Origin of the sequence: Mycobacterium sp. (assembly GCF_032159565.1) — a bacterium.
Lineage (GTDB): Bacteria > Actinomycetota > Actinomycetes > Mycobacteriales > Mycobacteriaceae > Mycobacterium.
Genome location: NZ_JAVHWR010000164.1, coordinates 7,709 through 32,411 on the forward strand (window position 1 = coordinate 7,709; position 24,703 = coordinate 32,411).

At 65.3% G+C, this 24,703-nt stretch carries 26 protein-coding genes; 18 read left to right on the top strand and 8 right to left on the bottom strand.

What is annotated here, in order from left to right; all coding sequences use genetic code 11:
* The first annotated feature begins 3 nt into the window (after positions 1-3).
* From QOC76_RS21965 to QOC76_RS22000, 8 genes are read left to right on the top strand one after another with little or no spacing between them, the layout of a single operon-like run.
* The gene (locus tag QOC76_RS21965) at positions 4-1,206 is read left to right on the top strand and encodes an MCE family protein (protein WP_526360344.1); all 1,203 of its coding nucleotides are present in this window, start codon (positions 4-6) and stop codon (positions 1,204-1,206) included.
* Positions 1,206-2,240, top strand: a complete 1,035-nt coding sequence (locus QOC76_RS21970; protein ID WP_526360346.1) for an MCE family protein — start codon at positions 1,206-1,208, stop codon at positions 2,238-2,240. The genes QOC76_RS21965 and QOC76_RS21970 overlap by 1 nt, the downstream gene beginning before the upstream one ends.
* Positions 2,233-3,291, top strand: coding sequence for a virulence factor Mce family protein (locus QOC76_RS21975; RefSeq protein WP_526360348.1), 1,059 nt, complete (start codon positions 2,233-2,235; stop codon positions 3,289-3,291). Before QOC76_RS21970 ends, QOC76_RS21975 begins: the two co-directional genes overlap by 8 nt.
* Positions 3,288-4,697: an MCE family protein gene (locus tag QOC76_RS21980; protein ID WP_526360350.1), complete on the top strand. Its 1,410-nt coding sequence runs from the start codon at positions 3,288-3,290 to the stop codon at positions 4,695-4,697. Before QOC76_RS21975 ends, QOC76_RS21980 begins: the two co-directional genes overlap by 4 nt.
* A complete protein-coding gene (locus tag QOC76_RS21985; protein ID WP_526360352.1) occupies positions 4,697-5,890 on the top strand; it encodes an MCE family protein in 1,194 nt (397 codons plus the stop codon). The genes QOC76_RS21980 and QOC76_RS21985 overlap by 1 nt, the downstream gene beginning before the upstream one ends.
* On the top strand, positions 5,890-7,602 hold the full coding sequence (locus tag QOC76_RS21990) for an MCE family protein (RefSeq protein WP_526360354.1): 1,713 nt from the start codon (positions 5,890-5,892) through the stop codon (positions 7,600-7,602). The genes QOC76_RS21985 and QOC76_RS21990 overlap by 1 nt, the downstream gene beginning before the upstream one ends.
* Entirely contained in the window at positions 7,603-8,328 is a 726-nt protein-coding gene (locus tag QOC76_RS21995; protein ID WP_526360356.1) for an Rv1363c family protein, read from the top strand.
* The gene (locus tag QOC76_RS22000; protein ID WP_526360358.1) at positions 8,328-8,822 is read left to right on the top strand and encodes a mammalian cell entry protein; all 495 of its coding nucleotides are present in this window, start codon (positions 8,328-8,330) and stop codon (positions 8,820-8,822) included. Before QOC76_RS21995 ends, QOC76_RS22000 begins: the two co-directional genes overlap by 1 nt.
* On the opposite strand, the gene QOC76_RS22005 is transcribed toward QOC76_RS22000, so the two are convergent.
* The 3 genes from QOC76_RS22005 to QOC76_RS22015 are packed head-to-tail and all read right to left on the bottom strand — an operon-like array spanning position 8,809 to position 10,875.
* A complete protein-coding gene (locus QOC76_RS22005) occupies positions 8,809-10,275 on the bottom strand; it encodes an alpha,alpha-trehalose-phosphate synthase (UDP-forming) (protein WP_526360360.1) in 1,467 nt (488 codons plus the stop codon). The two genes, QOC76_RS22000 and QOC76_RS22005, sit on opposite strands and share 14 nt — an antisense overlap.
* Positions 10,276-10,437: a hypothetical protein gene (locus QOC76_RS22010; protein ID WP_526360362.1), complete on the bottom strand. Its 162-nt coding sequence runs from the start codon at positions 10,435-10,437 to the stop codon at positions 10,276-10,278. It abuts the gene before it with no gap.
* A gap of 45 nt (positions 10,438-10,482) precedes the next feature.
* Complete coding sequence (locus QOC76_RS22015) at positions 10,483-10,875, bottom strand: intersectin-EH binding protein Ibp1 (protein ID WP_526360364.1); 393 nt, start codon at positions 10,873-10,875, stop codon at positions 10,483-10,485.
* Here QOC76_RS22015 and QOC76_RS22020 point away from each other — a divergent pair.
* The 3 genes from QOC76_RS22020 (at position 10,865) to QOC76_RS22030 (ending at position 13,607) form a co-directional block, all read left to right on the top strand.
* Positions 10,865-11,476: a hypothetical protein gene (locus QOC76_RS22020; RefSeq protein WP_526360366.1), complete on the top strand. Its 612-nt coding sequence runs from the start codon at positions 10,865-10,867 to the stop codon at positions 11,474-11,476. The genes QOC76_RS22015 and QOC76_RS22020 overlap by 11 nt on opposite strands.
* A 303-nt stretch (positions 11,477-11,779) precedes the next feature.
* Positions 11,780-12,715 (top strand): enoyl-CoA hydratase/isomerase family protein, encoded by a 936-nt coding sequence (locus QOC76_RS22025; RefSeq protein ID WP_526360368.1) that lies wholly within the window; start codon positions 11,780-11,782, stop codon positions 12,713-12,715.
* Between the two features lie 52 nt (positions 12,716-12,767).
* On the top strand, positions 12,768-13,607 hold the full coding sequence (locus QOC76_RS22030) for an SDR family oxidoreductase (RefSeq protein ID WP_526360370.1): 840 nt from the start codon (positions 12,768-12,770) through the stop codon (positions 13,605-13,607).
* Here the strand turns inward: QOC76_RS22030 and QOC76_RS22035 are convergent.
* Complete coding sequence (locus tag QOC76_RS22035) at positions 13,604-14,497, bottom strand: NAD(P)-dependent oxidoreductase (protein ID WP_526360416.1); 894 nt, start codon at positions 14,495-14,497, stop codon at positions 13,604-13,606. The two genes, QOC76_RS22030 and QOC76_RS22035, sit on opposite strands and share 4 nt — an antisense overlap.
* 112 nt (positions 14,498-14,609) lie before the next feature.
* Between QOC76_RS22035 and QOC76_RS22040 the strand changes: the two genes are divergently transcribed.
* Both QOC76_RS22040 and QOC76_RS22045 read left to right on the top strand, forming a co-directional pair.
* The gene (locus QOC76_RS22040) at positions 14,610-15,053 is read left to right on the top strand and encodes a YdeI/OmpD-associated family protein (protein ID WP_526360372.1); all 444 of its coding nucleotides are present in this window, start codon (positions 14,610-14,612) and stop codon (positions 15,051-15,053) included.
* Positions 15,054-15,109: 56 nt separating this feature from the next.
* On the top strand, positions 15,110-15,346 hold the full coding sequence (locus QOC76_RS22045; protein ID WP_526360374.1) for a hypothetical protein: 237 nt from the start codon (positions 15,110-15,112) through the stop codon (positions 15,344-15,346).
* 9 nt (positions 15,347-15,355) lie between these two features.
* On the opposite strand, the gene QOC76_RS22050 is transcribed toward QOC76_RS22045, so the two are convergent.
* Positions 15,356-15,517 carry a hypothetical protein gene (locus tag QOC76_RS22050; RefSeq protein ID WP_526360376.1) on the bottom strand — a complete coding sequence of 54 codons (162 nt, stop codon included), beginning with the start codon at positions 15,515-15,517 and terminating at the stop codon, positions 15,356-15,358.
* Positions 15,518-15,649: 132 nt separating this feature from the next.
* Here QOC76_RS22050 and QOC76_RS22055 point away from each other — a divergent pair, with 132 nt between their 5' ends.
* A complete protein-coding gene (locus QOC76_RS22055; RefSeq protein ID WP_526360378.1) occupies positions 15,650-16,234 on the top strand; it encodes a TetR/AcrR family transcriptional regulator in 585 nt (194 codons plus the stop codon).
* Positions 16,235-16,298: 64 nt separating this feature from the next.
* Positions 16,299-17,102 (top strand): bestrophin-like domain, encoded by an 804-nt coding sequence (locus tag QOC76_RS22060; RefSeq protein ID WP_526360380.1) that lies wholly within the window; start codon positions 16,299-16,301, stop codon positions 17,100-17,102.
* Here the strand turns inward: QOC76_RS22060 and QOC76_RS22065 are convergent.
* Positions 17,095-17,826 (bottom strand): cutinase family protein, encoded by a 732-nt coding sequence (locus QOC76_RS22065; protein ID WP_526360418.1) that lies wholly within the window; start codon positions 17,824-17,826, stop codon positions 17,095-17,097. The genes QOC76_RS22060 and QOC76_RS22065 overlap by 8 nt on opposite strands.
* Before the next feature lie 327 nt (positions 17,827-18,153).
* Between QOC76_RS22065 and QOC76_RS22070 the strand changes: the two genes are divergently transcribed.
* The 3 genes from QOC76_RS22070 to QOC76_RS22080 all read left to right on the top strand — a co-directional run bounded on the left by QOC76_RS22070 (position 18,154) and on the right by QOC76_RS22080 (position 21,406).
* Positions 18,154-18,516, top strand: a complete 363-nt coding sequence (locus QOC76_RS22070; RefSeq protein ID WP_526360382.1) for an intersectin-EH binding protein Ibp1 — start codon at positions 18,154-18,156, stop codon at positions 18,514-18,516.
* A gap of 226 nt (positions 18,517-18,742) precedes the next feature.
* On the top strand, positions 18,743-20,080 hold the full coding sequence (locus tag QOC76_RS22075; RefSeq protein WP_526360384.1) for a cytochrome P450: 1,338 nt from the start codon (positions 18,743-18,745) through the stop codon (positions 20,078-20,080).
* Between the two features lie 6 nt (positions 20,081-20,086).
* A complete protein-coding gene (locus QOC76_RS22080; protein WP_526360386.1) occupies positions 20,087-21,406 on the top strand; it encodes an acyltransferase in 1,320 nt (439 codons plus the stop codon).
* A 4-nt stretch (positions 21,407-21,410) separates the two neighbouring features.
* On the opposite strand, the gene QOC76_RS22085 is transcribed toward QOC76_RS22080, so the two are convergent.
* Both QOC76_RS22085 and QOC76_RS22090 read right to left on the bottom strand, forming a co-directional pair.
* Complete coding sequence (locus QOC76_RS22085) at positions 21,411-23,969, bottom strand: ABC transporter permease (RefSeq protein WP_526360388.1); 2,559 nt, start codon at positions 23,967-23,969, stop codon at positions 21,411-21,413.
* On the bottom strand, positions 23,969-24,673 hold the full coding sequence (locus QOC76_RS22090; protein ID WP_526360390.1) for an ABC transporter ATP-binding protein: 705 nt from the start codon (positions 24,671-24,673) through the stop codon (positions 23,969-23,971). The genes QOC76_RS22085 and QOC76_RS22090 overlap by 1 nt, the downstream gene beginning before the upstream one ends.
* Positions 24,674-24,703: the final 30 nt, after the last annotated feature.

A 24,703-nucleotide genomic window follows, 5' to 3' on the forward strand; every position in this document is an offset into this window, starting at 1 on the left:
GCGATGTCTGACGGAGGGGCCAAGCGCAGCCACGTGCGGATCGCCGCTGCGATCCTCGCGGCGCTGGTCGCCGCCGCCATCGTCTTCACCTACCTGGCCTACACGGCCGCATTCACGTCGACCGACAAGGTCACCGTCACCTCACCTCGAGCAGGTCTGGTCATGGACCGCGACGCCAAGGTGAAGTACCGCGGTATCCAGATCGGCGAGGTCAAATCGATCGACTATGCGGGCGATCAGGCCAAGTTGACGCTTGCGATCGACAGCAACGAGATGCGGTTCATCCCGTCGAACGCGGTCGTCCGTATCGCCAGCACAACGGTTTTCGGTGCGAAGTCGGTGGAGTTCGTCCCGCCGGAACAACCTTCGGTCTCCTCGCTACGCCCTGGGTCGCAGGTCCAGGCGTCGTCGGTGCAACTCGAGGTCAACACGCTCTTCCAGACGTTGACCGACGTGCTGCACAAGATCGACCCGGTGCAGCTGAACGGGACGCTGAGCGCGCTCGCGGAGGGTCTACGCGGTCACGGCGACGACCTCGGCGCTTTGCTTACCGGCCTGAACTATTATCTGCAGCAACTGAATCCGAAGCTCCCGACGCTGCAGCAGGACTTCCAGAAGACTGCTGTGGTGGCGAACATCTACGGCGACGCCGGTCCGGACCTGACGCGCATCCTCGACAACGTGCCGGCCATCAGCAACACCATCGTCGACGAACAGGACAACCTCAACGCGACGCTGCTGGCGGCGACAGGCCTGGCCAACAACGGCGCCGACACGTTGGAGCCCGCGGAGAACGACTACATTGCCGCGGTGAACCGGTTGCGCGCGCCGCTGAAGGTGGCCGGTGACTACTCGCCGGAATTCGGGTGCATCCTCGAAGGCACCGGCTCTGTTGTCGACTTCTTCGCGCCCATCATCGGCGGCACCCGGCCGGGCCTGTTCGTGTCTTCCAACTTCCTGCCCGGTTCGCCGGCCTACACGTACCCGGAGAGCCTGCCGATCGTGAATGGGTCCGGCGGCCCCAATTGCCGTGGTTTGCCCCATGTCCCGAGCAAGCAGTTGGGCGGGTCCTGGTACCACACGCCGTTTCTCGTCACCGACAACGCGTATGTCCCATACCAGCCGAACACCGAGTTGCAGTTCGACGCGCCGTCGACGGCGCAGTTCTTGTTCAACGGCGCGTTCGCGGAGAGGGACGATTACTGATGAAGCGTAATCGGACCCTGCTCAACGTCAGCATCTTCACGGTGGCGATGCTGCTTGTGGCGGCGATGCTGGTGGTGGTGTTCGGCGAGTTCCGCTTCGCGTCCGAAAGCAAATACCACGCGACGTTCACCGACGCCGCGCGGCTGAAAGCCGGACAGGACGTGCGCATCTCCGGCGTTCCGGTGGGAACGGTCGGTTCGCTCAAACTGAATCCCGACAACACCGTCGACGTCGCCTTCGCAGTGGACAAGAAATATCAGCTTTATACGTCGACGCGCGCGGTGGTCCGCTACGAGAACCTCGTTGGCGACCGGTATCTCGAGATCACCGCGGGGCCGGGGGAATTACGAAAGATTGCGCCGGGGAGCACCATTCCGAAGGAGAACACTCAGCCCGCGCTCGACCTCGATGCACTTCTGGGCGGGCTACGTCCGGTCCTCAAGGGCCTCGACGGCGGCAAGATAAACGAGGTCAGCAGCGCCGTCATGGAGTTGCTCCAGGGTCAGGGCGGCGCGCTGTCCAACCTGTTGTCGACCACCAGCGCCTTCACCCAGAATCTTGCGGCGCGCGACCAGTTGATCGGCGATGTGGTCAACAACCTGAACACGGTGCTGGGGACGGTCGACGAGAAGGGTGTTCAGTTCGACGCCAGCGTGGATCAGCTGCAGAAGCTGCTGACCGGACTGGCAGCGGGTCGCGACCCGATCGCCGGTGCCATCCCGCCGCTGGCGTCGGCCGAGAATGACCTGACCGACATGTTGAAGCAGTCACGTCGGCCGGTCCAGGGCGTCATCGAGAACGTCCGGCCGATGGCGCAGCGGTTCGACGAACGGAAGGCGGACGTCAACAAGGTCATCGAGCCGCTGGCCGAGAATTATCTGCGACTCAACGCCCTCGGTGCATACGGGTCGTTCTTCAACATCTTCTACTGCTCCGTCCGGCTGAAAATCAACGGGCCCGCGGGCAGTGACATCCTGGTTCCGTTCGGTGGGCCGCCGGATCCGTCCAAGGGGAGGTGTTCCGAGAATGGCTAGGCCCGACGACGGAAACCCGCTTCGCACCGGAATATTCGGGATCGCCCTGGTGGCGTGCCTGGTGCTGGTGTCGTTCGGCTACACCAGCCTGCCGTTCTGGCCACAGGGCAAGCCGTACGAGGCGTACTTCACCGACGCGGGCGGCATCTCACCGGGCAACGACGTCAACGTGTCGGGTATCAACGTGGGCAAGGTCACCGGTGTGGCGCTGGCGGGTGACACGGCGAAGGTGACGTTCACCGTGAACCGTGACGTCAAGGTCGGAGACCAGTCGCTGATCGCGATCAAGACCGACACCGTGCTCGGCGAGAAGTCGCTGGCGGTCACGCCCCGTGGCACCGGGAATTCCACTGTGATCCCGCTGGGCCGGACCACGACGCCCTACACCCTCAACACCGCGCTGCAGGATCTCGGCCAGAACGCCGGCGAGCTGGACAAGCCGCGTTTCGAGCAGGCGCTGCAGACGCTCACCGACTCGCTTCGTGATGCGACGCCGCAGTTGCGCAACGCTCTTGACGGTGTCACCGCGCTGTCGCGCAGTATCAACAAGCGTGACGAGGCGCTGCAACAGCTTCTGGTACACGCCAAGAAGGTGTCGGACACGCTGGCTCAGCGGGCGGGGCAGGTGAACCAGCTGGTGCTCGACGGCAATTTGCTGTTCGCCGCGCTCGACGAGCGCCGTCAAGCGCTGAGCAACCTCATCGGCGGCATCGACGATGTCTCGCAGCAACTTTCGGGCTTCGTTGCTGACAACCGCAAGGAGTTCAAGCCCGCCCTGGAGAAGCTCAACCTGGTGCTCGACAACCTTCTCGAACGGCGCCAGCACATCGGGGAGGCGCTCAAGCGGCTGCCGCCGTACGCGACGGCGCTCGGCGAGGTGGTCGGTTCAGGACCCGGTTTCCAGATCAACCTGTACGGCTTGCCGCCCGCGGGGATCGGGGAAGTGTTGTTCGACACCTACTTCCAGCCGGGCAAGCTGCCGGACAGCCTCTCCGACATGCTCAAGGGGTACATCTCCGAGCGACTGATCATCAGGCCGAAGTCGCCATGACCTACGCGAATTCGTCCCCCATCCGCAGCCGCTGGCTGCGGATAGCGCTGGCCGCTGTGCTGGTCGCGGTGCTGGCCGTCGGCGTGTACCTGGTGTGGCCGGCGCGGACCGGCAACAAGGTCGTGGCCTACTTCACGTCCGCCGTCGGTCTGTACCCGGGTGACGATGTGCGCATCGTCGGCGTGCCGGTCGGCAAGATCGACTCGATCGAACCCCGGGCCGGCGACGTCAAGATCACCATGTCCGTCGACGACGGGGTGAAGGTGGCCGCCGATGCGAAGGCGCTCATCATCTCGCCGAACCTGGTGTCTGCGCGCTTCATTCAGCTGGGTCCCGCATACACCGGGGGCCCGGCGCTGTCCGACGGGGCGAGCATCGGGCTGGACCGCACCGCGGTGCCGGTCGAATGGGACGAGGTCAAGGAGCAGCTGACGGCACTCAGCCGCGAGCTGGGACCACAGCAGGGGTCGCTGCAAGGTCCGCTGAGCTCGTTCGTGAACCAGGCCGCCGACACCTTCGAGGGAAACGGTGACTCGTTCCGCCAGGCGCTGCGGGAGCTGTCGCAGACGGCGGGCCGGCTGGGCGACTCACGCACCGACCTGTTCGGCACCGTCCGCAACCTGCAGGTGCTCGTCAACGCCCTGTCCAACAGCAACGAACAGATCGTGCAGTTCACCAACCACGTCGCCTCTGTGTCACAGGTGCTGGCCGACAGTTCGACAGATCTCGACAACACGCTGGGCACGCTCAACCAGGCCCTCGGCGATGTCCGCGGCTTCCTCAACGACAGCAACGACGCGCTGATCAAGCAGGTCAACAAGCTGACGGACTTCACCAGCATCCTGACCGAACACAGCGACGACATCGAGCAGATCCTGCACATCACGCCCAACGGGCTTGCGAACTTCTACAACATCTACAACCCCGCGCAGGGCACCGTCGGCGGCCTGCTGACGCTGCCAAACTTCGCCAACCCGGTTCAGTTCGTCTGCGGCGGCGTGTTCGACGCGGGCACGTCCACCGACAACTACAAGCGTGCCGAACTCTGCAGGCAGCGCATGGGTCCGGTGCTGCGCCGCATCACCATGAACTTCCCGCCGCTGATGTTCCACCCGATCAACAGCATCACCGCCTACAAGGGCCAGATCATCTACGACACACCGCAGACGGAGGCCAAGGCCGAGACCCCGGTGCCCTATCTGCAATGGCAGCCCGCGCCGGGCGTGAACCCGCCGAAGACCAGCGATGCCACCGACCTCAGTTCGCTGATGGTGCCGCCCGCGCAGTCGACATCACACGCAGGCGGCCCCGAGGCGGCCCCCGGACCGGCCGACCCGAATGCCTCCGCGCCGCCGGCTGCCGAGCAGTCACCGGTCGGGCCCGCGCCCGCCGAGGGGGGTGGGTGATGCGGAACGTATCGCGCGCCAAGGCATCCCGAGCCGTCCGACGGACCGTAGCGATCGCCGCCGGTGCCACGCTGCTCGCCGGCTGCTCGTTCGGCGGGTTGAACTCGCTCAACATGCCGGGCACAGCGGGCCACGGATCGGGCGCATACAAGATCACCGTCCAACTGCCCGACGTGGCCACCCTGCCGCAGAACTCCCCGGTGATGATCGACGACGTCACCGTCGGCAGCGTCTCGGGTATCGAAGCTGTGCAGCGTTCCGACGGCACTTTTTATGCGGCCGTGCAGCTTTCCCTGGACAAGAACGTCAAGTTACCGCAGAACGCGACGGCCAAGGTGGCACAGACCTCACTGCTGGGTTCCCAGCACATCGAGCTCGCCGCGCCGGCCGACGAGAAGGGGGTCGGTCAGCTCAGGGAGGGCTCACAGATTCCGCTTGACCGCACCGGGCGGTATCCCACCACTGAAGAGGTGTTGTCGTCTCTCGGCGTCGTGGTGAACAAGGGCAATCTCGGTGCGCTGCAGGACATCACCGACGAGGCCTACAATGCGGTCGTGGGCCGCCAGGGCAGCTTCACCGATCTGGTGCCGAGATTGGCCGACCTGACGACGTCGCTCGATCAGCAGACCAACGACATCATCGCCGCCGCGGAGGGGTTGAACCGTTTCTCTGGGATCCTGGCGCGCAGCAAGGACAGCCTCGGCCGCACCCTCGACACGTTGCCGGCCGCGCTGGACGTGTTGAACAAGAACCGCGGCAACATCGTCGACGCGTTCGGCGCACTGCAGCGCTTCGCGGGAATCGCCTCGAACATCCTGCAGAAGACGAAGGACGACTTCGCGGCCGACTTCAAGGACCTGTACCCGGTCATCAAGTCGTTCAACGACAATGTCGACTACCTGATCAAGGACCTCGAGTTCCTGCCGACCTTCCCGTTCCACTACAAATATCTGCGGCGAGCTGTGCGGGGTGACTACCTGAACGTGTACGTGACCTTCGATTTGACGCTGCGTCGACTCGGCGAGTCCGTGTTCACCACAGCGTGGGGCCTCGACACGAACATGGCCCACATGAACGAGGTCATCAACCCGCCCGACTTCCTCACCGGTGCTGTTGCCAACCTTTCGGGTCAGGCCGCGGATCCATTCAAGATCCCTGCCGGTTCGGCCACCCAACACGACGGGGGGCCCTGATGCTGGACCGGCTGACTCGTATCCAACTGACGATCTTCGCGATCGTCACGGTGCTCACCGTCAGCGCCATTTCGCTGTTCTATCTGCATCTGCCCGCTGCCGTCGGCATCGGTGCGTACAAAGTGGACGCGAACTTCGTTGCCGGCGGCGGCATCTACGAGAATGCCAACGTCACCTACCGCGGCGTGACGGTCGGACGGGTTGAGTCCGTCGGGCTGACCAACGACGGCATCGTCGCGCACATGAGGCTCAACAGCGGCACACCGGTGCCCGACAACGTCACCGCGACGGTGAAGAGTGTCTCGGCTGTCGGCGAGCAGTACATCGACCTGGTGCCGCCGAAGAACACGTCGTCGGGGAAGCTGCGCAACGGTGCGAGCATCGGCAAGGACCGCACGGCGATCGGCCAGGACATCTCCGGTCTGCTCGACGAGGCGGACAGGCTGGTCGCCAGCGTCGGCGACACCAGACTGCAGGATCTGCTGCGCGAAACGTTCAAGGCCTTCAACGGATCCGGCCCCGAACTGGCCCGCTTGATCGAGTCCTCGCGGCTGCTGGTCGACGAGGCCAACAGCAACTACGGACAGACCACGCAGCTGATCGATCAGGCCGGGCCGTTCCTCGACGCGCAGATCCGCGGAGGGGACGACATCAAGTCGCTCACCGAGGGCCTGGCCCGGCTGACCGGGGAAGTAAACAACGCGGACCCCCAGCTGCGGACGACCCTGCAGACGGTGCCCGGCGCTGCCGAGGCGGCCAACGACACGTTCACCGGGATCCGGCCGTCCTTTCCTGTGCTGGCCGCCAACCTGGCGAACTTCGGCAGAATCGGCGTGATCTACAGCAAGTCGATCGAACAGGCGCTGGTGATCTTCCCGGCGCTGCTCGCAGCATTGAGCACCGTCGCCGGTGGGGTGCCCGCCGACGAAGGCGGCAAGCTCGACTTCAAGATCCATCTTCAGGATCCGCCGCCGTGCTCGACGGGATTCATCCCCCCGACGCAGATCCGCTCCCCAGCCGACACCACTCTGCGCGACATACCGCCGGGCCTTTACTGCAAGACCGCGCAGAACGATCCGTCCGTGGTGCGTGGTGCGCGCAACTATCCGTGCCAGGAGTTCCCCGGTAAGCGGGCGCCCACCATCCAGCTCTGCCGCGACCCGAAGGGCTACGTGCCGCTTGGAAGCAATCCGTGGCGGGGGCCGCCGATCCCGTACGGCAGCCAGCCGATCGATGATCCGCGAATGATCCTGCCGCAGAACAAGTTCCCGTTCATCCCGCCGCAGGTGGATCCCGACCCGGGCCCGCCGGTGGTGCAATTGCCGCCCGGTGTCGCACCGGGGCCCGGTCCGGCGCCTCACGGTCCGTTCCCGCTGCCGGTGCCGCCGAATCAGCCAGGGCCGTTGCCATCGCCGTTTCCGTTCTACGCGCCGCCCGATCAGGCGGTGCCGCCGTACGGCAGGACGCCGCCGCCTCCTCCGGAGGGTGCGCCGTTGTTGCCGCTGCCCGGCCAACCGCCTGCGGACGCGCCCCCGCCTGCGGATGCGCCGCCGCTACCCGCCGAGGCGCCTCCGATGGCCAGCGCAACCTATGACCAGAGCGGCAAGTTCGTCGACCCAGCAGGGGGAACTGGCGTGTTCGCGGGTGGAAATGACACACTGGCGCCCGCGGAAAACTGGGTTGATCTGATGATGGCTCCAAGGCAGGCGTAGATGAGTGAAGACACGGCTTCGGCGCAAGCATCGCCGAAGTCGGCGGGAAGACGTCGTGCGTCGAGGGCGGCGGGGCCGGCCAGCGGTGCGGTGGCCTCCCCCTCCCCTTCGGGGGGGAGCTACCCCCAGTCGTCGGGAGTGCCTGTCGAGGTGCCGAAGACCACCAAGGTCCGGCTGTCCAAACCCGTCGGCCCCCCACCGCGCAGGCAGTCCCATCGGGGACTGGTAGCGCTGGTGTCGCTGGTGACCGCCCTGGTCGCGGTCGTCGCGCTCGGGGTGGCCGTCTTGCTCACCGTGAGCCATCAACGCGGCGAGGAAGCGCAAAAGGCGCAGAACCAACTGTTCGTCGACACCGCATCGCAGTACGTGGTGAACATGTTCAGCTATACGCAGGACTCCATCGACGCCGATGTCGACCGGTTCATCAACAGCACCAGCGGGCCGCTGCGGGACATGATGAGCCAGGGGCAGAACGCCGACAACCTCAAGCTGCTGTTCCGCGACACCAACGCCAGCGCCGAGGCGGTCATCAACGGCGCCGCGCTGGAGAAGGTCGATGCGCTCGCCAATCGGGCCGATGTGCTGGTCGCGGTGCGCGTGACGGTCACCGACATCGACGGCAACAACCAGCCCTCCAAGCCGTACCGGCTCCGGGTAACGGTGGCAGAAGACGACAACGGCCACATGTCGTTCTACGACCTCAAATATCCCGACGGGGGCAACTGATGTCGACGCGAGTCGCCAGGTTCGTCGGCGCGTTGTCCATTCTGCTGGCGTTCGGCTTCGTCGTGCTCGCCGGCGCCGGCGGCTGGTACTACTGGACCGGGGTCGAGATTCAGGGTGAGAACGCCGCGAGCGCCATCCTGGTCGACAAGGCGAAAGAGCAGATCCCCAAGGTGTTCGGCTACGACTACCAGACTGTCGAGCGCAGCCTCAACGACATCTATCCGCTTCTGACGCCGAGCTACCGCCAGGAGTTCAAGGACCGGGCGAACAAGGACATCATCCCGCAGGCGCGTGAACGGCAACTGGTCAGCCAAGCCAACACCGTCGGAGTGGGAGTGCTGGCCGCGCAACGCAATTCAGGCTCGGTTATGGTGTATCTGAACCGCACCGTGACCGACAAGTCCAAGCAGCCGGTCTATGACGGCAGTCGGCTGAAGGTGGACTACGTCAAGGTCGACGGCCAGTGGCTGATCAACTACATCACCCCGATCTGACGTCACCTTTGCGAGTGGAGGCCAGTGCCTCCAGGAACGACCGCGCCCAGCGGTCGACGTCGTGGACGAGCACCTGCCTGCGTAGGGCGCGCATCCTGCGTCTGCCCTCTTCCGGCGACTGATTCAGCGCTTCGTCGATCGCGTCCTTCACGCCGTCGAGGTGGTGAGGGTTGACCAGGTAAGCCTGCCGGAGTTCGGCCGCCGCACCGGTGAATTCACTGAGGACCAGGGCGCCGCCCAAATCGCTGCGGCAGGCGACGTACTCCTTGGCGACCAGGTTCATGCCGTCGCGCAACGGGGTCACCAGCATGACGTCGGCCGCCACGAAGAAGGCGATCAGTTCGTCGCGGGGGACCGGCCGGTGAATGTAATGCACGATCGGATGGCCGACCTCACCGAATTCACCGTTGATGTGGCCGACCTGCCGCTCGATGTCCTCGCGCATCACTTTGTAGCTTTCCACGCGCTCACGGCTCGGCGTGGCCAGCTGCACGAGCACTGTGTCGTCGCGTTTGACGCGGTCCTCGCTGAGCAGTTCTGAAAACGCTTCCAGCCGAACGTTTATGCCCTTGGTATAGTCCAGCCGGTCGACTCCGAGCAGGATCTTGCGCGGATTTCCGAGCTCGTTGCGGATCTCGCGCGCACGCTGGCGAACGCTTCTCGCCCTGGCCTTGGCATCGAGTTCCCCCGAGTCGATCGAGATGGGGAAGGCGCCGACTTTGACTGTGCGAAAGCCGATCTGCACCTCGCCGAATCGGGACCGGACACCGACCGAGGCTCGCGACGTGTTGGCGCCCACCAGGCGTCGGGACAGGATCAGAAAGTTTTGGGCGCCGCCCGGCAGATGGAAGCCCACCAGGTCCGCACCCAGCAGGCCCTCGATGATCTCGGTGCGCCACGGCATCTGCATGAACAGCTCCACCGGCGGAAACGGAATGTGCAAGAAAAATCCGATGGTGAGATCGGGCCGCAGCATCCGCAACATCTTCGGTACCAGCTGCAGCTGGTAGTCCTGGACCCACACGGTCGCGCCCTGCGCCGCGGCGCGTGCGGTCGCCTCGGCGAAGCGCCGATTCACCTCGACGTAGCGATCCCACCACTCGCGGTGGTAGATCGGCTTGACGATGACATCGTGGTACAGCGGCCACAGCGCGGCGTTGGAGAACCCCTCGTAGTACATCTCGACGTCTTCGGCCGACAGCCGCACCGGATAGAGCCGCATGTCTTCCTCGGCGATGGGCTCCTCGTCGGCGTCCGGAACACCCGGCCAGCCGATCCAGGCGCCCTTCCGTCGGCGCAATAGCGGCTCGAGGGCCGTGACAAGGCCGCCAGGGCTGCGTTTCCAGCGCGTCGTGCCGTCAGGCAGCCGCTCCATGTCGATCGGCAGCCGGTTGGCCACGACGACGAAGTCAGAGTTGCCGGAGCCGACTTCCTCGTCGTCTCCCGAACTCACCTACGCCTCGAGCTTCGGTCCAATGCCGAGCATCGACAGAAAGACCCGGCACTCGTCTGCGTCGGTCGCATAGGCGGCGACGACGCGGCGGGCCTGGCGGGCGGTGCTGTCGGCTAGCGGTTCGACGTCGCCGAGCTCGGCGGGATCAGATTTTGTAGCCATCACACCACCATATATGCGGCCGGACGGACGAGCGCCCCGGCGGGGCTACCCGACGTTGTCTTCGACACCGGTGACTGTCGGGCTGCTGCCTATCGTCGACTCCGGTGTAACGACGGGTGCCTGCTGTTCCTCTGCCAGTCCGATGCACTGTCCGGAGTTGTGGCCGGTGCAGGGAATGGACCCGCCGCCGCCGGGCAGGTTCACTGCGGGCAGGTCGGGGTTGCCGGCGATCGTCGAATACGGCTGGCCGGCATTCGGCACCAGGTGCGGAACGCACAGCGAGGTGTAGAGGTCGGGCTCCTCGCCACCGGTACAGGCCAACGGGGCGGCCGAGGGGACGGGTGTCGCGACGAAGGCGATCGCGGGCGCTGCCGCGACCGCGACGGCGAATCCACCGGCAATGATCAGTCGTCGTGCTGAGAACTTCATGGTCGCCATCGTCACGCTTTCTGTAGAACTCCTGACGGTTATCGTCGGGGCGATTGTATGGAAACTGGGCGATATCTGCATGAGTTCGCAAAGTTTCCTGTCAATACGCTCGCGCGATTTCTGCAGGCCAACCCGAGAAACGTGGCGCACAAAGGAAAGGGCCGGACGCCAAAATGGAGTCCGGCCCTATCTGATCTGGCTGTTCTACGGGCTCGAGCTGACCGACGAATGTGGAACCGCGATCGGGCCCGCGGCGTTCTCTTCCTCGCCCAGGCCGATGCACTGGCCCGAATTGTGTCCGGTGCAGGGGATGCCGCCGATCTCCGGAAGGCCGCCGACCGGCGCGGTGCTCGAGAAGTCCGGTGAGTTCGGCACGATATCGGGCACGCAGATATTGGTGAACTGGTCCTCGGTTTCACCGCCTGCGCACGCCGAAACCGACGGCGCCGACGTGCCGTTCGGCGAAACGGCGAACATTGCGACCGCCGGTGCAGCAGCGATCGCAACAGCGAATCCCCCCGCAAGGATCAGTCGTCGAGTTGGAAGGTGGAAGGTCGCCATCGTCACGCTTTCTGTAGTTTGCTGGCCGTGTCGGTCGAGAAGCGGCTGATTGCTGTCAGCGCCCTGACCGCAGCCCTCCGGTTCCCTGCCTATGCCTCGTCCGAAGTTGTAGCAGGAGTTGGCATCTGCTAGCGCAAGCGTACCTGCGACCAACGAAAAGTACTGGCTGATAGCCGGTATCCGCGGTTTGCTCGTGGTCTAACTGTGAGGTGACTGCCAGGTTGCTGTGGTGACGCTGCGCAGACGGCTGGGGCCGCAGGTCGGCGCGCCGGACATCCCGCCGGGCGGTGGGTTGGGCAGGAGAAGTAGTGTGCCTTACATCTGAAGCGTCGAACGTAACGAGGTGTGCACCGTGGCTAGCCCGGACCTGACCAACGCCGATTCGGTTCCGCAAGAGCCGGCCCAGCAGGTGACCTACGAGACCTTGGACGAGGGCCGAATCGCCCGTATCTGGCTCAACCGGCCGGGCGCCCAGAATGCGCAATCGCGCACCCTGCTCGTGCAATTGGATGAGGCATTCGGCAGGGCCGAGGCCGATGACAACGTGCGGGTGGTGATTCTGGCCGGTCGCGGAAAGAACTTCTCCGCCGGGCACGACCTGGGCTCAGAGGAGGCCCTGCTCGAACGCAAGCCGGGACCGGAGCAGCACCCGACGTTTCGCTCGCACGGCTCGAGCATGAGCAGCATCGCCGAGAGAACGTATCTGCAGGAATGGCACTTCTTCTTCGAAAACACCCGACGCTGGCGGGATCTGCGCAAGATCACCATCGCGCAGGTGCAGGGAAATGCCATCTCCGCCGGACTGATGCTGATTTGGGCGTGTGACCTCATCGTCGCCGCCGACGATGCGAAGTTCAGCGACGTCGTGGCGGTCCGGATGGGTATGCCGGGTGTCGAGTACTACGCGCATCCATGGGAATTCGGCGCGCGCAAAGCCAAAGAGCTTCTGCTGACCGGTGATTCGATCGACGCGGACGAGGCATACCGTCTCGGCATGGTGTCCAAGGTCTTCCCGCGCGCCGAGTTGGAGGACAAGACATTGGCGTTCGCCCGTCGTATTGCCGAGCGGCCGACGATGGCGGCCCTACTTGTAAAGGATTCGGTCAACGCGGCCAGCGACGCCATGGGTTTCACCGCGGCATTGCGGCACGCGTTTCACATTCACGAGCTCGGCCACGCGCATTGGGCGGCGGCCAACGAGAACAGGTATCCCGTCGGTCTGCCGCCCGATGTTCCGGACTGGCGCACGCTGGGCGCGCCGACGCCATCGCGCCGTGACACCCCTTGACGTGCGTGGTTCCATAACGAGAACCTGTTCCAGTTTTTCGTGAGGAGTGACGGTGCAGCTGTCGTTGGCGGATAGGACGGTCCTGGTCACCGGCGGTGGCAGCGGAATAGGCAAGGGCGTCGCCAGGACGGCCGCCGAAGCCGGCGCAAAGGTCATGATCGCCGGCCGCAACGCCGACCGACTTGCCGCCGCCGTCGACGAGATCAAACCGCATGCCGCCAACGGGGGCTCGGTGCTCTACGAACCCGCCGACGTCACCAACGAAGACGAGGTCAGCCGGGTCGTCGAGGCGGCGACCGCGTGGACCGGCGTGCTGCACGGGGTCGTGCACTGTGCAGGCGGAAGCGAGACGATCGGTCCCGTCACGCAGATCGACTCCGAGCTGTGGCGGCGCACCGTCGACCTGAACATCAACGGCACCATGTACGTGCTCAAGCACGCGGCGCGGGAAATGGTCCGGGGCGGCGGCGGGTCCTTCGTCGGGATCTCGTCGATCGCAGCGAGCAATACCCATCGGTGGTTCGGCGCGTACGGCGTCTCCAAGTCCGGTATCGACCACCTGATGCAGTTGGCCGCCGACGAACTCGGCCCGTCGTGGGTCCGGGTGAACTGCATCCGCCCGGGCCTTATCAAGACCGAACTCGTTGCGCCGGTTCTGGATTCGCCCGAACTGAGTGCTGACTACGCATCGTGCACGCCGCTGCCGCGGCCTGGCGAGGTCGAGGACATCGCCAACGCCGCCGTCTTCCTCCTCAGCGACGCGTCCAGCTACGTCACCGGTCAGGTGATCAACGTCGACGGAGGCCTGATGCTGCGGCGCGGCCCGGACTACTCGTCGATGCTCGAGCCCGTCTTCGGCGCCGACGGGTTGCGTGGCGTGGTGTCGACCTAGGAACCGGTGGGACCGGAGGCACCCGCCTCCCAGGCCGGCAGAGCGCCGATTGCCGACCAGTCGAGGTCGGCGCCGCCGCGGGCCAGCAGGGTCAGGAAGCGATCGCGGATCAAGCTGGCCACCGGCATCGGCACCTGTAGGTCTTCCGCGGCGGCCAACACGAGCCGGATGTCCTTCTGCCCTAGCGTTGCGGCGAATCCGGCGGGTTGGAATCTCTCACCCGCGATCAACTCGCCGTATGTCTTGTAGATCGGGGCGCCGAACAGCGTCGAGGTGAGGATGTCGAGGTACTGGTGCTTATCGACGCCGGCCTTGCCGATCAGGGCCATCGCCTCGCCCAGCGACTCGATCACCGACGTGATGAGGAAATTGCCGCTCAGCTTCACCAGGTTGGCGGCTTTCGGCTCTTCGGAGACGATGAACGTGCGCTGGCTGAAAGCGTCGAGCACCCCCGAAATCGCTTCCAGCGTTGCGCGATCGCCTGCCGCGACGACGAAGAGCTTCGCCGCCTGCGCCGCCTCCGGCCTGCCGAATACCGGCGCGGCGACGAACTGTTGGCCCGCCTCGGCGTGGGCGGCGGTCATCCGTTCGGAGAGCGGCACGCTGATGGTCGACGACGACACGTGAGTCGCACCGCGGCCAAGCGAGGCGAGGATTCCGCCGTCCCCGAAGGTGACCGCCTCGACGGCGTCGTCGTTCGCGAGCATGGTGATCACGACGTCACCGCCGCACGCGTCGGCGATCGAGTCCGCCGGCCGTGCGCCCTCGGCGACGAGGGCGTCCACCTTGGCCCGCGACCGGTTGTATACGGTGACGTCATGGCCCGCCTTGACGAGGTTCGCGGCCATGGCCGCTCCCATGTTGCCCAGTCCGATGAAGCCGATCCGCAGTATGTCCCTGGCCATGCGCCGAGTATGCGCCCGTCACCCGGCTCTCGAATCGACTCGAGCCAAATCCGCAGGGCACAGCGAATTTTCGTCAGTTCTGTGCTATGCCGGATGCGTGAAGTTCTCGACCAAGTTCTCGACCACGATGTTCCAGGACGGCAACAACACCGGCATCGAAGTCCCGGCCGATGTGGTGGACGCTCTCGGGTCGGGTAAGCGGCCGCCCGTGGTGGTGAATGTGAACGGCTTCGAGTACCGCTCGACGGTTGCCTCCATGGGCGGCAGGTATCTGCTTCCGTTCAGCGCGGCCAGGCGGCAGGAGTCGGGGATCGGGGGAGGTGACCAGATCGACGTCGAGTTGACTCTCGACACCGCGCCGCGGACCGTCGAGGTGCCCGCGGACCTAAGTGCGGCGCTGGACGCTTCGCCTACCGCGGCGGCCGCCTGGGAGACGCTCTCGACCAGCAACCGCAGAGCGCAGGTCGAATCGGTGCTGGGCGCCAAGGCCGCCCAAACCCGCGCCCGGCGCATCGCAGCCATCGTCGCCAACCTGGGGTAGCCCCATTGCGTGCGAAATGGGTCATGGCGCCCGGACCACGGCTTACGCTCGTCGATATGTCTTCATCTCCCGACGGCGGGGACCGAGTTCCGATCGAGAACGTCCGTTGTGGTGACCCCATCTACGACGCGGATGGCGGTTGCCAGCACTACAAGGTCCTGGAGAGCAGAGCCATCGCAGGCGGCGGCGTCGTTCTCGAGCTGGAGTGCCTGCACAACAACCAGTGCCAGGTGATCGAGAAGTCATTCCCGGCGGGTTACCTCGTCGCCAGATCCACCCGCCACTTCCTCTAGGGCTCGGATCTAGCGCGCCTGTTGCAGGTAGACGGACAGGCGGCGGATCTTCGCGGCCGTGTCGAACTCGAACACGCTCAGCGAGTTCACCACGGTGATTTCTTGATCACGGAAGTGTCGCTCCTCGGCCGCGAAGTACACCAGGTCGGGCAATTCGGAGACGCGATGCACGGGCCCAGTCCTCCGGCGCTTCGACCGTAGGCGCCAGTTGCTTCATGAGCTCTTGGTACTCCAGAACATTCCGCGTCTGCGGTCCGTGTTCAGTCATGCGCCCGACCGTAGCCGGTCGGCTAGTCTCATCGGGTGGGATCAGCGCAACCGCAGGTAACCGATGAGTTGGGGACCACCGAGTACAGCGCGGCACGCACCCGCGTGCTCGACGCCGCGTTGGATCTGTTCGCCGACCACGGGGTTAGCGGGACGTCGCTGCAGATGATGGCTGACGCGATCGGCATTACCAAAGCGGCGGTGTATCACCAGTTCCGGACCAAGGCCGACATCGTCGTCGCCGTGACCGAGCGCGAACTGGGCAGGCTGGTGCCTGCGCTCGAAGAGGCCGAGGCGCATAGCCAGGGGTCACAGGCGCGCGACGCTCTACTGGTCGGCGTGATCGACATGGCGGTGCGCGACCGCAGGCTGGTGCGGACGCTGCAGTTCGATCCCATCGTGGTGCGGTTGCTCGCCGAACATGAACCGTTCCAGCGCTTCATGTCGCGGCTGTACCGGGTGTTGCTCGACGAGGCCGGCGAGGACAACCTCATCCAGGTGGCGATGTTGTCGGGCGCGATCAGCAGCGCCGTCATGCATCCGCTCGTAGGCGACATCGACGATGAAACACTCAGGTCGAAGCTCACCCATTTCAGCCGCCGCCTGATCGACCTTCGCTGAGCGGAGCCCGACGTTCGGTGAATTGCCGGCCGAGTCGGACGCGGGGCCAATAGAGTAACTGTCCGTGCTGACCTGGCTCGCCCCGATCATCGTTGTGGTCGTGGTTGCGTTGGCTGTCACCGCGAAGCTTCTCGTCCGCCGACGCGCGCCGGAAGGTGGCTGGTTCACCGACTTCCCGCGCAGCGCGGGGTCGTTGTCGGTGATCAGCACGATGTTCGCGGTGATGCTCGCGTTCGTGATCCTCTTCTCGCTGCAGAGTTTCCAGCGCGCGCGAGAGGGCGCCAGCATCGAAGCCGTTTCCGTGACCGAACTCAGTACTGTCGCAAGCCTTTTCCCGGCGCCGACCGGTGATCGCCTGCATGGGGGCTTGGTCTGCTACGGACGCGCCGTCGTCAACGACGAGTGGCCGGCCATGGAGCACGGCCAGTCCAGCGCACTGGTGGAGTCGTGGGTCGACACGCTACAAGCCGACTTCACTGCGGCCGCCCCGCAGGAGTCGCAACACGAGGCCGCCTATGCACAGTGGTTCGACGAGGTTGCCCAGCGACGCAATGGTCGGCGCGAACGGCTCGCCGAGGCAACTCCGTTTCTACCCATGCCGCTGTGGTTCGCGCTGGGGATCGGGGCGACGCTCACCCTGGCATACATGGTCGTCCAGGCCGACAAGCGCGAGAAGATGGTGATTCAGGCCATTCCGATCGGATTCGTCGCCGCACTCATTACTGCGGGAATGCTCGTGGTCGTCTTCCTCGACAACCCGTACACCGGCGGAAACGGCAGCATCAAGCCGACGGAGATGACTCGCACGCTCACGCGCATCGACGACGGCGGCCAAGTTCCGTGCGACCAGCGGGGTAACCCTACCTAGCCGTCTGAACGCTCGGGGCGGACGTGGCCGGGGTGGACGTGCTCGGCGTGCTGGGGGCCGCGGAGACCTTCTGCGCGACGAAATCCGCCGCCTGATCGGTCAGACCGTTCGCGGGATACATGTTGTGCGCATTGCTGTCTCCGCCGCCTGGCGAGCAGATCGGATCCTCCGGGATGCACAGGTCGACGGTCTTCGCCGTGTAGAGATGTCCGACGGTGATCGGCGGTGCGGTGTTGGCGATCATCTGCAGGAATCCGCTCGAGGGCTTGCCGAACAGCGCAACCGCAGCGACGTGGTCGGCGATGGCGGGCGGCATCGGCCCGGTCAGACCGGCAGGCATCTCGAAACCTGCGGGTACCGAGTCAGCGGTGAGATATCCGGTGACGGCCGCCCCTTGAGAGAAACCGCTGAGAACGATCTTGGTCTTGGGGCACTCAGCGGCGACCGCCTGAACCTTGTTGCTCGCATCGATGACACCGTCAGCGGCGGTCTCGAAGTCCAGCGACGCCGGATACTCCACCGGATACACGTCCAAGGACTTGTCGCCGAGTTTCGAGCGCAGCGAGTCGACGAATGCCTGCCCGGTCCCGCCGACACCGGGCGGCTCGAAGGTGCCGCGTGCGAAGACGAGCTCGACGTCGGGGCAAGGCGCAGCCGAAGCGGCGGGAGCAGTGAGGAAAGGAGCGAAGACCGTGGACGCGACAACTCCGGTAGCTGCGAACAAACGACTGACGACGATCAACTTGAACCCACCGCCCCTTATTGGTTCTCGACCTTAGGCGGGGCTTCATCGCACTCCGCCTTGCATGCCTACCCAACGGCTGTGTCTACAAACTTTAGTCCGTCGACGTAAGCCGCGTCATCTCGGAAGGGGTGAAACTTTCCGTCGCGCGGCACCCTGTCGCCTGCTGACCGAGCAGCGGAAGGTCGGTGACCGCATCCTGGCGCCCAGAACGGATGTGCTCGGGGCCGATTCATCCCGAGGCCGGCCATTCCCCTCCTAGAATGCTCACAGCAGGTAGATAGGCACCGAAGGAAGAGGATCGCACGCATGGTGAACTTTTCGGCCCCGGCTCGACGGCTTTTCCCCGCAGCTGTGCTGGCTTTGGCAGTCGTCGGCGCACCGGCGGTGGCGGTGATTGCGATGCCCGGTGCAGTGATCTCCACGCCGCTCGCGGCGTGCACGGGTGGTGAGGAAGAGGACGTCTACACCACATCTTGCGTGCCCTTCATGGTGCCCAACTCACCCGACGACAGCGGATTCACCACGAACGCGGCCAACCCCGACATCCCGGAGATCGACGGCGTCCCGTGCACCGGCCATGACAGCGGAGCCTGCATCGGCCTGTCGGAGGAGCAGCAGGACATGGGCCCGCAGCCGGTGCCGCGCTCGACCATCAGTTCCAGCCCGTAGCACTTCGGAGTGCGAAACCCAAAGCCCCGATGATCAGTTAGTTCTTCTCGGCGAAGAGCGCGAGGGGCGAATCGGGCCTCTAATGCGCCCGAACGACGCATTCAACAAGGTCCAACGCAGCGGAAGCCGAACCAGATCGCAGTAGGGCACTACTGCGCCCGTCCCACCGCAGGCGAGCCACGATTCCCATCGAGATACCGGGGAACGTCGCAGTTCGGGAGACCGCATGCCTCATCCGGCCACGGCCGATCCGTGTGACACATCCACGCCGAACAGGTTGAACCCTCCGCGGGTGGGCTCACCCAAGCTCCTGCAAGGCGTTCGATTCGCTTTCTTTCGACGCAAGGCGATGTGGCGTTGGATCAAGCGGCACGGCCGCATCTTCGAAATCAACGTCCCATTGTTCGGTCGATCGATCGTCGTTTCTGACCCGGCTCTGGTGAGGTCGGTGTGTACCGCGAGCGCCGACCAACTGAGCAACGTGCGGCCGAACCTCGGCAATTGGTTCGGACCCGGTTCGGTATTCGGACTTGACGCCGGTACGCATCGCGATCGGCGCCGGCTGCTCGCGCCGGCATTTCACGGTCACAGCCTCAAAAGCTACGAAGCGGTCATCGTGGGCGAGACAATTCGCGAATTCGCGAATTGGCCTGAGGGCCAAGAATTCCGGATGCTCGAACCGATGAACAGGATCACCTTGAACGTGATCTTGCGGACCATCTTCGGTGCTGATGGGCCGGAGCTCGCGAAACTACGTGCGCTCATCCCGCCATACATGAAACTCGGACAGCTGATGGCATTCTTACCGGCGCCGCCATCCTGGGCCGGACGCCCCGGTCCGTGGGGCAGGCTGGACAAGCTCCGCACGGCGTTCGACCGGATCGTCTGCACGCTGATCGCTCACGCCGATGCCGATCCGGGTCTCGGCGGGCGGACGGACGTCGTGGCGTTCTTGGTGCGCAAAGGGCACGACGACGGAGCTGGAATGTCGCGGGTGGACCTTTGCGACGAACTCCTGACCCTCATTTGTGCGGGCCACGAAACCACGGCGTCGGCATTGGCCTGGACGTTTGAGCGGCTGCGGCGCCACCCGGACGTGCTGGCCGAACTGGTCAGAGAGGTCGACGAGGGGGGCAGTGAGTTTCGTCGGGCCACAATCGTCGAGTCGCTGCGGGTGCGCACCGTCATCGATGTGGCCGGCCGCCGGGTCAGGGCGCCGAGCGCCGACCTCGGCGACTGGCGGATTCCGCGGGGTCGCACGGTGCTCGTGAGGATCTCCGATCTGCATGAGAATCCGGAAGTCTTCCCGCACCCGGAACGGTTCGATCCGCACCGCTTCCGCGGCGCCAAGGCGGTGGCACCGACCTGGCTCGCGTTCGGTGGCGGAGCGCGTCGATGCATCGGCGCCGATTTCGCGATCGCCGAGATGGATGTCGTGCTGCGAACGGTGCTGCAGAACTTCCGGATCCAGACGGATGCCGCCGCCGATGAGAAGTCGCATTTTCGGGGAATCGCCCACACTCCGAAACTCGGCGGCCGCGTAACAGTGAACCGCCGAAAGTAGGCAACCGTGTCGACCCAGCTGATCAGTCCATCGCACCCACAACGGCTCGAGATCCGGTGCAATGCGGGCGACGCCATTGTCGCGAACCTGGCGGTCCACGTTGTGTTCTTCTTCGAGCGCCATCTCGACACGACGGCGCTCGCCCGTGCGTTTGCGCAAGCGCTCACGAATATTCCGATCTTCGCGGGGCGAATGGCCACCGACGGCGGGAGGATGCGAATCCGATGTGAGGGGCAGGGTGTGCCTTTCACGACTGTGTCGTCGGACCGCACGCTCTGTGATGCGATCCGTTCGACGTCGGAGGACCGCGGACGATGGCTCGTCGACCCGGTGAACGGCGCCACGGCACGATGGGGATTGGGCCCGGTGTGCAAGGTGCGCGTCACGCATCTTGCCGACGACGCGACGGCGATCGGCTTCTCCTGGCACCACGCGATCGGCGACATGCAGACGTCGATGCACCTCATGAACGCATGGTCGGCCGCGGCCGCCGACAAGCCACTCGCTGAGCCGTTGATCGTCGAAGACCGCGCCGCCTACCTCGACGAGCATCTTCCCGCCGACGGGGCTTGTAAGCCCGGTGTGCGTTTCCTCGGCATCGCAGAGTTTGCCCGTAGCGCGCTGTACCTGGCCAAGGATGCGCGCAAGCAGCGGACCTTGATTCTCTATTTCGGAGAAGACGAAATCGCCCGCATGCGCGACGCCTACGGAGCCCGGATCCGCTTGTCTGCGAACGACGTTGTGTGCGCCCATGTTTCCGAAGCGCTCATGAAGGCGAATCCCGCGGTGGATCGTCGCACCCTTGCGATCGCGGTGAATGCGAGGAGTCGTTGTGGCCTCGAGCCGCTGCTTATCGGCAATATCATCACGACGCTGAACGTGGACCTGCGGCGTGGAGAGGCTGCCAGTTCGATTGCCGAACGCATTCGGCACAGCGTGGACCACTTTGCCGACGAACACTGCGACATGCGCATCAACCAACAGGTCCTGGACGCTGCCAGTGCATGGCGGGGCGCTCGCTGTGTAGCCACCGCCTTCGATCCGGCCCGGTGGAACCCCTTCGTCTCGAACCAGAGCGGCTTCGGCGTCTATCGCATCCACTTCGAAGACACGTTCACGTCCTACGTCACGTCGGTGGTGCAATCACCTGTTGCCGGACTCGGGGCGTTGTTGGAAGGGGCAGACGGTCGCGGACTGGTCTTCCAGATGGCATTGCCGCCCAAGGAATTCGAGGCCATGTCGAGCCCCGGGATTCGGGAATACCTACACCGGTTTCGGTGCGCATACGACGACATTCCACGATTGCACCGTCCGGTTCACGCCTGACGCGTCAACTGGCTCGCAGCACCTCGACGGTCTCCAGCCGCCGTGCATGGATCACGGGATACACCGCGGCGGCGAGGACGAGTCCGAACACGGCCGCCACTCCGGTCTGCAACGGCAGACCCAGCACACCCCATTGAATCTTGATGCCGTAGAACACTGGTGAGCCGAGCGACCAGAGGTACGTGAGGCCAATACCGCCAAGCACGGCGAGGCCGGCGACGAGAAGGCCGAGCAGGCCGGCGTTGGCGATGATGACGGCCTGTTCCTGCCCGGAGGTCACCCCGATTGCACGCAACGCGGCTCGCTCACGCTTGCGCTGCACAAGCCCCAGCAGGAACACGTTCAGCACGCTCAGGCCGGCCGCCGCCATCACTACGTACGCCGCGAAAGTGAGCGGCTGCAAGAAGCGGGTGATCCCGTTGGTGGCCACCGAACGCCACTGCTCATTGTCGTACACGAACAATCCGGCGCCGAGGTCGAGGAAATCGCTACGGTGTGCGGTCGCGTCGGCGGAGGACGGATAGGCCACCGCGACGTGGTCGCGTGCGGCAGCCCAATCGGAACGCGCCAATCTTTCCGACACCAGCACGATATCGCCCACCGCGGCGTCATTGACCATCTGTGGACGGAAGATTCCAGCCACCCGGTAGCGCTTCGGCCCTTCGACGGTGGGCAGGTCGACGCTGTCACCCGCGGCAACGCCGAGGCGGCTCGCGGCGATCTCGGTAAGGCCGACCTCGCCGTCCCGCAAACCCTGCCAGAATCTGTCACGGACGTCGTTCGGCTCATAGATGGCTTCGCTGTACCAATCGCCCGGCGTGACGCCGACCACCTCTCGCGACAACGTCCCCGACGAGATCGTCGACTGCCAATGCGACGAGACGCTCCGCCCGTCGGCGGCGCCGGTCACCATCTCGAATGTGGGGTCGGAAATCCTGCCGTCGCGCTGATCGAGCACCGATTGTGCGCTGATCAACAAGGCTGCGGGCAGTCGGTTCGCCTTCTGCGTGGCAATCTGCTCGGTGCCGAGCAGTTGCATGCCGCTCGAGCCGATGGCCAGGCTGGTGCTCTCGGCGAGTAGTGCGGCAGAGAGTCCGAACAGCAGCGTGTAGCGCCTGATGTCGGCACCCAGCAGCCGCCCGACGGCGGGCCGCACTTTTGTCAGCAACCCGCTCGACAGCCCGGCGGCACGCGGGGCGATCCACACCGTCACCGACACCACGCCGCACAGCCCCACGGTCAAGCCGTTGATGCCCATGCTCAGCGGCAGCGACCCGCGCTCGAATATCTTCAGCAGGACGACGGCGGCGGCCAGCAACGCTGCCCCGACGATCAGCGGCCACATCGGGATCTTCCTGGCGCGCTGCACTCCGCCGGCGCTCGCCATCGAAGCCAACGGCCCGTCGCGGACCAACCTGGCGGCAGGCCCGAACATCGCGAGGATTCCACACACGGTCCCGGCGGCAGCTCCCATCACGATCAAGGTGGGCGTGAAGTGCGCCGCGATGCTGCCCCCTGACCCGGCCAACATCGAACGCCCGAATCTGTCCACCAGATATGTCCCCAGCAGAAAACCACTTGGGACGCCAAACAAGCCACCGAGCAGACCCACCACGGCGCCCTCGCCAAGCATTCCGACGAACAACCCGACCGGTTTGGCGCCGATCGCGCCGATGGTCCCCATCACCGCTCGCCGATCCTCCACGGCAAGCAGCACGGTGTTCACGGCGATGAGAATGCCGACGATGATGCCGGCCAGCGCGGTGAGGTTGAGACTCTGTGTGCTGTTCGCGAATACGGCAGGCAGGTGCGGCCTGGGCGGGCCTGCCGTTGCGACGCCGGCGATGACGCGGTCGACGTCGGCCGCGATGTCGACACCTTGAGTCGGCAGGACGAACGCGGCCGTTGCGTAGCCGGGCGAGGAGAGCAGGCCCGCGGCGATGTCCACCGAAGGGGCCAACAGCACGTAGCCGTCGTTGATGCCCTTGACCGGGTCGAACTCCTGGAACGTCCAACCCACGTGTGCCGAACCGGGAGGTAGGCCCGGGATGCGTAACTCGTCGCCGAGCTGTAGGCCATGCCGCTGGGCGATGACCGCCGCGATCTGCAGTGGCACGCCGGGGCCGGCCGCGGGTTCGCCCTCGTGGGCGCGCTGTTCGCAGTTGAAATTTCCGACCAGCAGCTCGATCTGGCATGACCCGCCCAGCAGAAAGAACCCGTGACTGCCGCCGGCGATGTCCACCGGAGTCAAGGCGGCGACGATCGGGATGACCGCCTGCGCCCCTGCCACCTCGGCGTGCAGCCGGTCGACGGTCTCGATCGGCAACCGGCCGCTCACGTTCGGGGTGACCTCGACCACCCCTTTGTCGGCGGAGTGGGTGAGCGACGGGCCGAATGAGTCGAACGGGCTGGCGAGCTCGGTTTTGAGTATCAATGTCCCGAGAACCACCGTCACTCCGAGCGCGACGCCGATCACGCTGAGCATCGTCCGGCGCCAGTCGGCGATCAGCGCAGCGAGGTGGATGCGCCGGAAAGACAGCCATCCGGCGCCGAGCCTATGCATCACCGCTCCATGGCGGGCGCGTCGGCGTCTACTGCAGAAGCGCGCCCGTCGACAAGGTGCAGCTCGCGGGATCCGTAGCGCGCCGCGGCCCGGTCGTGGGTCACCATGACGACCGCCGCGCCGTCTTCGTCTGACAGGGAACGCAGGAGATTCAACACCTCCGTCGACGAATGGCTGTCCAGGTTTCCGGTCGGCTCGTCGGCGAGGACGAGGGACGGCCGGGCCACCAGCGCACGCGCCACCGCCGCCCGCTGCATCTGTCCGCCCGACAGTTCGGCCGGCCGGTACCGTGCGCGGTCGCCGAGCCCGACCCGTTCCAGCAACTCCTCAGCGCGTGCGTCGGCTGCTCGGGCAGACATACCGTCCAGAACCAGCGGCAGCGACACGTTCTCCACGGCGGTCAGCATGGGCACCAAGTTGAAGAACTGGAACACGAATCCGAGGTTGCGCCGCCGGAATGCCGCGCGGGCGCCGCTGCTCATCGACCACACGTCCTGGCCGTTCACCGCGACGTTGCCGCGCTCTGGTGCGTCCAACCCGCCGGCAATATGAAGGAGGGTCGACTTGCCTGCTCCCGATGGTCCGGTCACGACAACGAATTCGCCTGCGTTCAACGTGAAGTCGAAGTCGACGAGCACGCGCACCTGCTCGTCGCCCCTGCGGTACGTCTTGCCGACGCCTTCGAGCTGCAGTACCGGCTTCACGCTGTCGATCGTCACTCGCGTGGATTGCGA